6 protein-coding genes are annotated in these 13,208 nt (G+C 45.7%); 5 read left to right on the top strand and 1 reads right to left on the bottom strand.

Annotation, left to right across the window (positions count from 1 at the left end):
• Positions 1-179: 179 nt before the first annotated feature.
• Positions 180-4,268, bottom strand: coding sequence for a hybrid sensor histidine kinase/response regulator transcription factor (locus tag BACSA_RS10520; protein ID WP_013618086.1), 4,089 nt, complete (start codon positions 4,266-4,268; stop codon positions 180-182).
• 211 nt (positions 4,269-4,479) lie between these two features.
• Here BACSA_RS10520 and BACSA_RS10515 point away from each other — a divergent pair, with 211 nt between their 5' ends.
• From BACSA_RS10515 to BACSA_RS10495, 5 genes are all read left to right on the top strand, one after another.
• Positions 4,480-6,132 carry a carboxylesterase/lipase family protein gene (locus tag BACSA_RS10515; RefSeq protein WP_013618085.1) on the top strand — a complete coding sequence of 551 codons (1,653 nt, stop codon included), beginning with the start codon at positions 4,480-4,482 and terminating at the stop codon, positions 6,130-6,132.
• Positions 6,133-6,191: 59 nt separating this feature from the next.
• Positions 6,192-9,293 (top strand): SusC/RagA family TonB-linked outer membrane protein, encoded by a 3,102-nt coding sequence (locus tag BACSA_RS10510; protein WP_013618084.1) that lies wholly within the window; start codon positions 6,192-6,194, stop codon positions 9,291-9,293.
• Positions 9,294-9,314: 21 nt separating this feature from the next.
• Positions 9,315-10,934, top strand: a complete 1,620-nt coding sequence (locus BACSA_RS10505) for a RagB/SusD family nutrient uptake outer membrane protein (protein WP_013618083.1) — start codon at positions 9,315-9,317, stop codon at positions 10,932-10,934.
• A gap of 145 nt (positions 10,935-11,079) precedes the next feature.
• A complete protein-coding gene (locus BACSA_RS10500; protein ID WP_013618082.1) occupies positions 11,080-11,961 on the top strand; it encodes an alpha/beta hydrolase in 882 nt (293 codons plus the stop codon).
• Positions 11,962-11,981: 20 nt separating this feature from the next.
• Positions 11,982-13,184 carry an esterase gene (locus tag BACSA_RS10495; RefSeq protein WP_013618081.1) on the top strand — a complete coding sequence of 401 codons (1,203 nt, stop codon included), beginning with the start codon at positions 11,982-11,984 and terminating at the stop codon, positions 13,182-13,184.
• The last annotated feature ends 24 nt before the right edge of the window (positions 13,185-13,208 follow it).

Raw genomic sequence — 13,208 nt, 5'->3', positions numbered from 1 at the left:
TGCCAACCCGTCTGCATCAAAAAAAGCAGTAGTACTTACTTTGCCTCTGAAGTATATATTCATAGGCGGATGAAGTATATATTCAACCGCACATGAAGTATATATTCATTTTCAAAGGAGATGTATTGGCTGAATGCGGACTTTCATTTTAATTTTTCCACAACACAAAAAGCCACCTTTCAGGACTTGCTTTGCTTGCCTTTATACTCGCTGGGAACAACGCCAAATTGCTTTTTGAAGTTCTTAGTGAAACGTGAAGGAGTGCTAAACCCTGTCATATCGGCAACTTCAGCAATCGTATACCGCCCCTCAGCTATCAGCTCAGCAGCCCGGTTCAACTTATAAGTCTTGAAGAAAGTGCTGGGATTTTCACCTGTCAATCCTTTTACTTTATAATAGAACTTAGTACGTGACATTTTCAATACATCCGTCATGCGGGCAACATCCAGTTCGGGGTTCGACAATTCGTTCTCCATTAAATGATAAAGATCTGTCATAAAGGATGCATCCTGAGGCAACAACATGTCTTGTGTTTGGGCATCCGTCTGTGTGACTGTCCCCAGCAAACTGCGCACTTTAGCCCGATTGTCCAGCTGTGAACGGACAAGAGCCAACAAGTAATCAGGATCGAAAGGTTTAGTGACATAAGCATCTGCACCGATATTCAACCCTTTCACCTGCTCGTCCATCGAAGACTTGGCAGTTAGCAAAATAACAGGAATATGGCATAACTGCAGGTCAGATTTGATTTCACGGCAAAAAGCATACCCGTCTTTGCCAGGCATGACAACATCGCTCAAAACCAAATCCGGAGCTTCTTCCTGCATGGTCTGAAGCGCACTATCTGCACTGAAACGGCAAATGACCCGATAAAAGGGAGAAAGCAACGCACGCAAGTAGTGGGCTATTTCAGTATCGTCATCCACAACCAACAACGTCTGGAGGTTGTCTTGTTCCGCCGTGTCTTCTTTGGGTTGTGCTTGCGCTTTTACAGTTTCAGGCAAAGGGAAAGCCTTTTCCTGACGCTCATCGTGATTGGAAGTACGTTCTTCATCTGTATAAGACAAAGCATTGACCGGCAGAATAAAAATAAACTGTGTACCTTCACCTTCATCGGGATCTGCATTTTTGATGTATCCATGATGCAGACGGACAAGGTTTCGGGCATAATACAGACCGATACCTGTGCCATAGTTGTATTTGCCTGTACCATCAGGCGCATTCACCTGATAATATCGTTCGAAAATTTTATCACGCTGGGCAGGCGGAATACTTGGCCCAGTATTAGAGACACAAATCTCAACCCATTGTGTATCACAATCGGAAACAGTCAAAGGGAACAGGCTGGCAGCTTTCGCCCGCGTAATGACATCGAAAGACACACGTATCTTTCCACCTGCCGGAGTAAACTTCAAGGCGTTCCCCATTAAGTTTGTGAAGATTTTCTCCACTTTGTCTTCGTCCAGCCAAAGCGTATAACTGTCTTCCAGACCGGTAATAATCAGGTTAATGCCCTTATCGCCAGCATTAATGCGGAAAACATCCGTCATGTGACGCAAAAAACCCACAATGTCTGCCGGACGCACTTTCAGCTTCAACGCATCGTTTTCCAGCTTGTTAAAGTCCATCATTTGATTAACTAACCGCAACATACGTTCCACGCTACGCCATACAATGACCAACAGGTTTTTATTTTCGCCCGTAATATCGGGAGCCTCACACAACTGGCGGACAGGTCCGGCAATCATTGTAAGCGGCGTACGGAACTCGTGCGACACATTAGCAAAGAAACTCATATTCATTCGGTTGATGCGTTGCTCCTGTTCTTTCTCTTGCTCGGCACGGCAGATAGCCGCTTTCTCGGCACGGATACGGCGAAGACTTTGCACAAAGAAACCTATCAACAAAACGCCAGCCAGCAAATAAAGCGACCAAGCCCACCATGTATTCCATGGAGCAGGACGAATAATAATACGGACAGTACTCTCCGCCTGAAAAGAGTCAGGGGCATTGCCTGAAGCACGGACATGGAAAGTGTAAGTGCCATCAGGCAAATTCGCATAATAAGCTTCCCGATTATGACGGGCATCAATCCAATAATGGTCGAAACCTTCGAGGAAATAATGATAGTTTATACGCTCAAATTCGTTGTAGTCCAAAGCTGCAAAAGAAATGCTGAATCCATTTTGATTGTAATTCAAACGGATATCTGGCGTATAAGACAAATGCCGCTCGATACAAGCATTGCTGCCCGGACGTATCAGACGATTATGTACTTTCAGGTTTTCGAACAACAAAGGCACTTTACGCTTAGGTGTGGTAGCCAAAGGGTCGAAAAATGTCAATCCATGTGTACCCCCTAAAGCCAAAGTACCATCAGGCAAATGGCAGGAAGCGCGGTCGTAGAACTGGCTGCCTCCAATGCCATCATCCGTAAAGAAATTCGTAAAGTGCTGTGTACGGACATCCAACCGGCTGAGTCCATGCTGTGTGCCAATCCAAAGATTGCCTTCCCGGTCTTCCTCGATACTTGAAATATCCGTACAGGCTGTTCCTTCCAAAGCCTCTATACGCTGGGTAAAAGGAGTATAATGCAACAACCCGTTGCTGACAGTGCCTATCCAAATATCCCCTTTCGCACTACGGAAAAGGGCTGTAGGAACAAAAAGAGAACGACGGATACAATGTTCCATATCTCCTTTATGAACGGGCAATGGCTTTACTTCGCCTGTCACTGGATTCAACAACTCAAGCGGCTGGTCGAAAGCAGCTACCAGCACTGTTCCATCATCCAGCGGCAATAGTCCGGGAATAAAAGTAAAACCGCCGTTGAAGACTTGTATCGGCGTGAAATGTTTTTCATTCGGACGCAATACATAGACATAAGAAGTGGCAGTACCCACCAAGATATTGCCTTGCTTGTCACGTGCGATAGACATTGGCAAATACACATCGTAACGCATAACAACCTGCAAACGGTTTTGAGCCGGGATACATTTCAGTACCTCATTATTCCTTGTCGTCAGCCAAATATATCCTTCGCCGTCTGCTAATACTTGATTGGCGTATATCATATAGTTGCCTTTTCCGAGGTAGCCAGACAAAACAACCTTCTCTATTTTTTGCAAATTCAGGTTGTAACTGTATAATCCATCAGACAAAGTAGCTATCCATAAGGTTTTATTGCCATCAGCCGCAACGGAAACCACGGACTTATGTTGCAAGGAAGCACGCAGAAAGTTATCACGATTAAAACGTTCTTTATAACGATAAGCTACAGCATAGCCCTGGTCGGTTGAACCAATCCATAAGTTTTGATGAGAATCCGTAAAAAAAGCGCTGACATTGAAGTCAGGCACTTCGAAAGGAAATCCTTGTTCTCCTTGACGGCTGACGGTATTGGCTTGGCTATCGTAGTAAAACAACCCGTCATAATCTGTATTGAACAACAATCCATGTTTACCATAGGCATGCATCAGCGTGACATTGAAACGGGAAAGAACCGGATGGCTGGAAATAACTTCAGGAACAGGTTGAAAACTGCGTGAGTGGCAATCGAATATCTGCAGACTTTGATTGCCCGCTAACCAAAGTTTACCGTTCGAATCATAATAATAATGTGTAGGATATCCTTTTACCGGAATAGAATCTTGCAAAACGAAGTTTCGTGAATCATAGCAACGGACGCTTAACGGATCTGCTACCCACAGGCGGTTATCCGCATCAATATGACATTGGGCAGCATACGTCCCGGATGGAACCAACCGCCGGATAGCATACTCAAGCCGTCCGGTTACAGGATTGTAGACACCTAAACTGGTGACAGTATTCAACAATATGCGTCCGTCACGCGTCTCCAACAACTGTAGTCCATTCCGATTAATAAGGTCGGAGGGGATATGCCGGAACGTATCCTGATCCGTGTAGACAGATAAGCCATTGACACTGGAGACCCACAATTGCCCCTTCGAATCGCGCAACAGAGCTTTGATTTGGTTATCTTGCGGTCCTAACGAGTCGTCTGTACAATAATATTGCTGAAACTCATAAGCATCATATTTATTCAGTCCGCGGAAAGTCCCTATCCAAATATGTCCCTGCGCATCCTCAGCAAAAGCATTGACCTGTTGATTTGAAATTTCATTGGCAATAACGGGATACTGGGGAGCATCGGTTACCTGTATATTGTCGACCGAAGGCTTGCAGGCTGTGAAGATAGCAGCCAGTCTGACATATAATATAAGGAGAAGGATATGTGTAATTTTCATATTTGCTGTCTTTCGGTTACGAGTACAAAGTTAAGAAAAAAAAGAATCAGAAAACTATTATAAGACATATTTTGAACAGAATGGCTATTCTTTGAACAAAACGGCTATCTGATTTAAACAAAACGGCATATTTATCAGGTGAAAACGGCAAGGCAGTTCTTGCCACTTGTGATATTTTTGCGATTGTTCAACCAAATAAAAAACATTAGCTATGAGGACAGCAATTTCCGTATCTTTTCTGAGCTTGGCCTTTTTGACCTGCCTTTCCGCCGGAGCTGCAAACAAGCAGAACACCCCGGCTGTTCCTACTCCTATTACCGCTTCTGTCACACAGGGCGTAGTTCGTACCACATCCGGACAGGTAGCAGGCTATATTGAAAACAATGTTTATATTTACAAAGGTATTCCTTATGCCAAAGCCGAACGTTTTATGCCTCCTACGGCTCCCGATGCCTGGGAAGGCATCCGCAGCAGCCGTGCTTATGGACCCACTTGCCCACAAGCCAAACGCATGGGCTGGTATAGCGATGAATCTGCCTTTTCCTTTAATTGGGATGACGGTTTCCCTGATGAAGACTGCCTGCGCGTCAACATCTGGACACCGGGTGTCAACGACAATAAGAAACGTCCTGTCATGGTTTGGCTGCACGGTGGTGGCTATTCGGCAGGTAGCGGACAGGAACTCCCTTCGTATGATGGAACGAACTTGGCTAAGAACCACGATGTCGTAGTCGTAACGCTGAATCATCGTCTCAACGTTTTGGGCTTTCTCGACCTTTCGTCTTTCGGTCCGAAATATGCCAAGTCTGGCAATGTCGGTCTGATGGATCTCGTAGCAGCACTTCAATGGGTAAAAAACAATATAGGTGCTTTTGGCGGTGACCCTGCTAATGTAACCATTTTCGGACAATCTGGCGGAGGGGGTAAGGTTTCGACCTTACTGGCAACTCCGTCAGCAAAAGGATTATTTCACAAAGCTATCGTACAAAGCGGTTCTATGCTTCGCACAATGGAAGCCCGATACTCACGCATGATTGGTGAAGAAACTGTGAAAGAGTTAGGACTGGACGCTTCGCACATTGATTCTCTCGCGCGCGTACCTTATAATAAATTACTGTCAGCTGGTGAAAAGGCAGTGGCACGTGTCCGCAAGCAGGCAGAACAGGCTGGAGACGCTTCTTGCTTTATTTTCGGCTGGGCACCTACAGTAGACGGTGATATTCTTCCTGCACAACCCTTCGACCCTGCCGCCCCTGCGCAAAGCAAAGATATACCAGTAATGATAGGTACTACACTGCACGAATTTACCGCATCAACTTATGTTCCTGCCTTCCGCACGATTTCACAAGAAAAAGCCGTGGAACTGACACGTAAAAAATACGGCGAACGTACAGACGAGTTCGTAAACCTCTTTGGCAAAATTTATCCCAATTTTCAGCCTAAGGACCTGTTGGATGTAGACTTTACCTTCCGTCCCAGCGCCGTAGAACAAGCTATGCTGAAAGCTCGTCAAGGCGGTGCTCCTGTTTACATGTATCTTTTTGCTTGGGAATCACCCGTCATGGACGGAATCTTACGCAGCACGCACTGCATGGAGATTCCTTTCGTATTCGACAATGCCTTGTGTCATGCTTCGATGACAGGCGGTGGTACCGATGCACAAACCTTGGCTGAAAAGATGAGCCAGGCTTGGACTAATTTTGCCCGCACGGGCAATCCCAATGCCGAAGAATTACCGGAATGGCCTACCTATACGCCAGACAATGGTGCAACAATGATATTTGACAACACATGTGAAATAAAATATCATCACGACCAAGAGTTGCTAAATTTTGTTCGACAATTCCCTACACGAGGTTTCTAAAAAAGGGATTGTTCATTTTTAATTAATTTATCTATTCATCTTTATTAACCAACATCCAAATGAAAGAGAAAAAACACACAGGACTGAAAAGGCTGGTATTGCCAGTACTTTTCTTATTGATGTGCGTTCCTTTTGCCATGGCTCAAAACCCGGTGAAAGTGACAGGTAAGGTAATCGACGATCTGGGTGAACCCATGATTGGTGTAAGCGTGCAAGTGAAAGGCACTCCCGGCGGTACCATCACAGACATTGACGGTAACTATTCGGTAGAAGTCAGCCAAGGAGCTACATTGATTTTCTCTTACTTGGGCTACGTAACAGAAGAGCACCAAGTAACAGGAAGTACATTGAATGTTACAATGAAAGAAAATGTCGAAGCACTGGAAGAAGTCGTCGTTATCGGTTACGGTGTGCAGAAGAAAAGTTCAGTGACAGGTGCCATCTCTCAGGTAAAGGCCGAGGACATGGAAAACCGTACCATTACAACAGCTGCACAGGCACTGCAAGGTAAAACGGCAGGTGTTCAATTAATCACGACTTCCGGAGGTCCTGGCGAATCTCCGACTATCCGCGTACGTGGTTATTCGTCAAATGCTCCTTCCAATCCGTTGTATGTAGTGGATGGTGTGCGCTTGAGCGACATCTCCGGAATCGATCCTAACGACATCGCTTCTATGGAAGTATTGAAAGATGCGGCTTCAGCAGCTATCTATGGTGCGGAAGCGGGTAACGGTGTTATCCTTATCACGACAAAGAAAGGTGTTGTCGGTTCCAGCAAAATCACTTATGATTTCCAATTCGCTTCCCAGTCTATTGCCCGCATACCGGAACTGATGAATGCACAGGAATATGTTTCTTACATGACCGAGTCTGCAAACGGCAGCAGCGGTATTATTCCTATGGAAACCATCCAAACCAATTGGGACGGCATCACGGATACAGATTGGGTGGACGCTATTTTTGAAAATAGTAAAATGCAGAAGCATAACATAGCTTTCTCCGGAGGCAGCGAACGTGGAAACTATTACCTCTCGCTGACTTATCTGGACAACAACGGTATTATCGTAGGCAACAACGATACATACAACCGTATGACAGCTGCCATCAATGCCGATTATAATGTCAAGCCTTGGCTGAAGGTAGGTACTACGAACCAGATTGAAAAATATAACGTGCGCCGTGTCAGCGGACAAAATGCTTATGGAAGCGTTTTGTCTTCTGTATTAATGATGGACCCTCTGACCGCTCCGGTTTATGCTGCTGACCAATTACCGGCAAACATGGAGAATCTGTTGGCACAAGGTTATGACCTGATGCAGGATCCTAACGGTAATTATTATGGCGTTTCCGCTTTCTTCGAAGGTGAGAATTACAACCCGCTCATTATGATGAATAACAACATTACACGCAATAGCGGTTTTAATGTAACCGGATCTATCTATGGCGACTTGAAACCTTTCGACGGCTTCACGTTCACCTCTCGTTTCGGTTATCGTTTGAGCGGTGCCCGTTCATCGGCTGTCAGCCTGCCATTTTATGGTAACTCCGTACAGCAGAATCCTTTTATCAATAGCCTTACAGGGCAGTCATCCACTACGATTTATTACCAATGGGAAAACTTTGCCAACTACATGAAGACCTTCAACGATGCCCACACGATTACGGCTATGGTCGGTATGTCTTATCAAGAACAGAGTTATGATTATGTCAGTGGTCAGCTGCAGGCTAATGGTGAAGATGCCATCCAGCAAAACAATCCTTTGTTCTACTACCTGAACTATGGAGCTACCTCAGCAACCAAAACCGTAGGCGGTGACAAGACACGTACTGCAAAAATGTCTTACTATGGACGTATCGGTTACGACTATAAAGGACGTTATTTGTTGCAGGCTTCACTTCGTGCCGATGCAGCCGATCTTTCTCTGTTGCCTGCCAGCAACCGCTGGGGATATTTCCCCGCTGTATCCGCAGGTTGGACAGTATCTGAAGAAAAATTCTTCCAATCTATCCGCAACCATGTGACAAGCCTCAAAGTTCGTGCCAGTTGGGGTCAGAACGGTAGTTTGGCAGCACTGAGCAACTATCCATACAGCACAGACATGAGTGTAACAGGACTTTATCCCTTCACCAACAATACCCTCAACTTTGTCAATGCCTATGCACCTAACTCATTAGGTAACGAAGAATTGAAATGGGAGACTTCCGAACAGTTGAACTTCGGTTTCGATGCCCGCTTCCTGCGCGACCGTCTGACGTTCAGCATGGACTGGTATAAGAAGACAACGAAAGACCTGTTGATTACAGGCACAACACCTTCACTTATCGTAGGAGGTGTCGTATCACCCATCAATGCAGGTAATGTAGAAAACAAAGGTTTTGAATTTGAATTGGGCTGGCGTGACAACATCAAAGACTTCAGTTACAGCATCCGTGCCAATCTGGCTACGCTGAAAAATAAAGTGACCTATCTTGACCCATCCTTACAACGTGTTGTCGGTACGCAGTTCCATACCTACCCGCTCAGCTATTTTGAAGAAGGCTATCCTATTTATTATTTCCGTGGTTATCAGTTTGCCGGCATTGATCCTCAAACAGGTGATCCGACATTCAAGGATTTAGATGGCGACGGAGTTATTTCAGACGGTGATTTGGGCTATATCGGAGACGCTATCCCCGACATTACTTACGGTATTACATTGACTGCCGCCTATAAAGGTCTTGACCTGACGGTATTCGGCACAGGTTCGGCAGGTAATCAAATCTATAATGCTTCTTTCCGTCCTGACCAGACCCGCTCTAACCACCTGAAGGAAATCTATTACGATGACCGTTGGACAGTAGATAACCCGAACGGCACCAAACCTCGTGCCGGCGCCAATTACATGGAACGTTACATTATGTCTGATGCGGTTGTATTCGATGGTTCGTTCTTCAAGATTAAGCAAATTCAGTTGGGTTACTCTTTACCGAAGAGCTGGCTGAAGAAAGCTTTCATCAACAACTTACGCGTATATTGCTCATTGGATGATTTCTTTACCTTCACCAAGTATCCGGGCTTCGACCCTGAAGCTTCTGCCAGCTCAACCAATGGTATGGGTATCGATATGGGCGGCTACCCGACATCCAAGAAAGTTGTATTCGGTTTTAACGTAGAATTTTAATCACCCTTAAATAGAATAACAATGAAAACAAAAGTATATTTGTCGACCCTACTGCTCGCATTGATGGCCGTATTGATGACCGGATGTGAGGATCGTTTAAATATTTACAAGCACGGCAGTTTGGGAGGTCCGGAAAATTACTACAAGACTGATGAGGAAACTGAATCCGCATTGGCTGCTATGTATGGTTCGTGGCGTGATCTGCACCAAAATTGGTTTACCTTGCTGAATGGCATGTCTGACGATGCTTGGGCTGGCGGCGGACAGCGTAACGATAATGTGGACTTGGAGAAAATGAACGAGTTCAACTATAACATAGAAAGCTCTACGGTACAGAGCCTGTATACCCAATTATATACATTGATATATCGGGCCAACTTGATTCTTTCCAATGTGCCGGGTGATACTCAATTCATGCGTCAAGCCATAGCGGAAGCGCATGCAGCACGCGGTTGGGCACACTTCTATCTAGTTACGTTATGGGGAACAGCCCCTATCGTAGACCACTTGTTGTCACCGGATGAATATCGTCAAAGCAATGGTACACCGGAAACCACTTGGGCTTTCATCGAATCTGAATATAAAGCAGCCCTTGATGCAAATGCCTTGACTACAAAATCCGGTGTTGATGACACGGAAAGTGGCATCCATCTTACACAAGAAACCGTGAAAGCATTCTTGGGTAAAGCCTATCTCTTTCAGGGCAAGTATGCCGAAGCTGCCGACATCTTAGATGAAGTAATCAACTCAGGTAAGTACGATCTTTATCGTGGCGACTATGGTTTGTTAGGACATGCTGCTACTAATAACTGTTGCGAAGCTATTTTTGAAATCAATCGTGTAAATAACACCGAACAAGCATGGAACCAATTCTCGCAATTATTCATCAACATTGGTTGGCGCTCGTCTATACTGAGCTACATGCCGGGAACGGAATCTGCCGAACTCATTGCTACCGGTTCTTATGGAATGTTGAATCCACAAAAAGGCTTGTATGATGCATTTGTAGCAGAAGAAGGCGTAGACGGTTATCGCCTGAACCAAAGTATCCGAACCTACGAACAGTTGAACGCTATCGGTGTAGTAAACACAAGTGGCAGCCCACTGGTAGGAAATGAAGGATATTTCTACTGGAAAACCCGCCTGTTGAAGGATGACTGTATCACGGATAATCCCGGTCTGCAGATGTTGCAATGGAATAACCTGCGTATCATGCGCTATGCCGAAGTATTGCTGATGGCTGCCGAAGCTCATGTTCAAGGTGGTGTGGAAACAGACAAAGCTCTGACTTATATCAATCTGGTTCGTGAGCGGGCTCATCTGAATCCTTTAACCGCTGTCACAATGGATGACATCAAGAATGAAAAACGTTTGGAACTTTGCCTAGAAAGCTGCCGTTACCAAGACCTTGTCCGCTGGGGTGACGCTGAAACTGTACTGGGACAACAAGGCAAACAAATCCCGTCATTCTCTTGGAGCGTGACAACTAATCCTGATGGTACTACTTCCATCGCGAAACACGAATTGACCTATCCGTACACCAATACGGATTATGGTTTCAAGGAACGCAACAAACTTCTGCCGATTCCTTTGCGTGAAATGGATGTGAACCCTAACATGCAACAGAATCCGGGATGGTAACACCCGCATGGAGTTTGCCATTTAAACCAAAACATCTTTAACGAACAGCCCGCGTGCAGGCGTGCACCGAATAAATAAGGACACGAGGACCTCGCGGGCTGTTCATTCATTGTAATTTCTAAGGTAAAAGAATTAACAAGGCCACATGAAAAAAACAATCTTATTATTATACGCCCTATTGAGCAGTATTACTCTCTTTGCACAAAATCCTTGGGGAGGTCCACAAAGTAAAGTGATGACAGATAGCATTTATAGTGAGACATTGAAGGCTTGGCGTGCTTACACCGTCTACTTGCCTAAGAGTTACGAGGCAGATCCGACGAAAAAGTACCCCATTCTCTATTTACTGCATGGTGTGTTCGGCACCAATGAAGGTTGGTTCCGCGACCAACGTGCCAACGAAGTGGCAGACCAGCTAATGGCATCGGGTGAAGCATGCGAGATGATTATTGTCAGCCCCAATGCCGGAGGCAATCCGTATGCAGGAGACTGGAATGGCTATTTCAACATGCCGGGTTGGGCGTACGAAGACTTTTTCTATACTGAATTCCTCCCTCATATAGAAAAGACCTATCGGGTTATAGGCGATAAGCAACACCGTGCTATTGCCGGCTTGTCGATGGGCGGAGGCGGAACAACCAGTTACGCCCAACGTCACGCGGAACTTTATTGTGCTGCCTATGCCATGAGCGCCTTAATGGATATTCCCGAAACGGGTGCCGTACCCTCTAAAGAACCGGGTGACAAAATGACGCTGTTAAACGATGCCGTAAAGAAACATAGTTGCATCCAATACGTTACAGAAGCGGATGATGCCCGCAAGGCACAACTCCGTACCGTACAGTGGTATGTGGACTGTGGTGATGATGATTTCTTGTTGGAACGCAATATGGAATTTGTGCAAGCCATGCGTTTGGCGGGAGTCCCTCTTCAGTTCCGTGTTCGAGACGGGGGACACACTAACGAATATTGGCACACTGCACTTTTCACATGCTTGCCATTCGTTAGCCGATGCTTTGGTAAATAAATAATTCAAATTTCAGACAAATGAAAAAGATATTCTTCTTATCCTTTTTTCTGCTGACCGCTTTAACTACTTATGCTCAGCAGGCTTTATGGGGAGGAGCTCCGGTTGTCTCCCCCGAAATTCACGATGACAATACCGTCACTTTCCGACTGAAAGCTCCGAAAGCTGTAAAAGTACAAGTGACGGGAGATTTTCTGCCTCCTATTCCTATTCAGACTCCTCGTGGCGTATGGGATGCGGCGGGAATCGCCGACTTGAAGGAAGGCAAAGACGGCGTATGGGAATATACCACACCTGAACCTCTTGGACCGGAATTGTATAGCTATTCCTTCATTGTAGACGGACTGAAGATGCTGGATCCTGCCAATGTCTATATCAACCGCGACGTAGCTACGGTAACCAACATTTTTATCATTGATGGCGGACGGGCTGATTTGTACAAAGTGAACGATGTGCCTCACGGTACAGTACGCCGTATGTGGTATAACAGTCCCACATTGAAGAAAGAACGCCGTGTAACCGTATACACTCCCGCCGGTTACGAAACCAGCGGCAAGCGTTATCCGGTCTTTTATCTTTTGCATGGTTCGGGTGGCGATGAAGAAGCATGGATGGCTTTGGGCCGCACTTCGCAAATCCTCGACAACCTGATCGCACAGGGCAAGGCAGAACCGATGATTGTTGTCATGACCAACGGCAACGCCGCTCAAGAAGCCGCTCCGGGCGAATCGAAAGAAGGTTTCATTGTACCTACAATGACTCCTCAAGACTCGAAAGAAGTGAATCAAGGAGCTTTTGAAACAGCTTTCCCCGATGTAGTGAAGTTCATCGACAAAACCTTCCACACAAAGGCTGACAAACACCATCGCGCTATTGCCGGCCTGTCAATGGGCAGCTTCCATTCCGGCAACATCTCGCGCCTCTATCCGGATATGTTTGATTATGTAGGCCTCTTCTCCGGAACACCCAACACAAAGAGCAATCCTGATGTTCCGGCTTATGCCGATTTCGACGGCAGACTGAAAACACAATTTGCCAAGAAGCCGGCACTCTATTACATTGCTTGCGGCCGCACCGATTTTGTTTACAAAAGTGTAACAGACTATCGTAAGTTGCTGGACACAAACGGTTACAAGTATGAATACTATGAAAGTGATGGCGGACACATCTGGCGCAACTGGCGCGTATATCTGACTGAATTTGCGCCAAAACTGTTCAAATGAATTTACTAAAACAACAACCAATAA

It is taken from the genome of Phocaeicola salanitronis DSM 18170 (genome assembly GCF_000190575.1).
GTDB lineage: Bacteria > Bacteroidota > Bacteroidia > Bacteroidales > Bacteroidaceae > Phocaeicola > Phocaeicola salanitronis.
The sequence above is the reverse complement of the archived record's forward strand: the minus strand, read 5'-3'. Positions and strand labels throughout refer to the sequence as shown.

Excerpts from the sequence above, each read along its gene's own strand:
- BACSA_RS10510 (WP_013618084.1), top strand. The coding sequence starts at position 6,192 with ATGAAAGAGAAAAAACACACAGGACTGAAAAGGCTGGTATTGCCAGTA.
- BACSA_RS10505 (WP_013618083.1), top strand. The coding sequence starts at position 9,315 with ATGAAAACAAAAGTATATTTGTCGACCCTACTGCTCGCATTGATGGCC.
- BACSA_RS10515 (WP_013618085.1), top strand. The coding sequence starts at position 4,480 with ATGAGGACAGCAATTTCCGTATCTTTTCTGAGCTTGGCCTTTTTGACC.
- BACSA_RS10500 (WP_013618082.1), top strand. The coding sequence starts at position 11,080 with ATGAAAAAAACAATCTTATTATTATACGCCCTATTGAGCAGTATTACT.
- BACSA_RS10520 (WP_013618086.1), bottom strand. The coding sequence starts at position 4,268 with ATGAAAATTACACATATCCTTCTCCTTATATTATATGTCAGACTGGCT.
- BACSA_RS10495 (WP_013618081.1), top strand. The coding sequence starts at position 11,982 with ATGAAAAAGATATTCTTCTTATCCTTTTTTCTGCTGACCGCTTTAACT.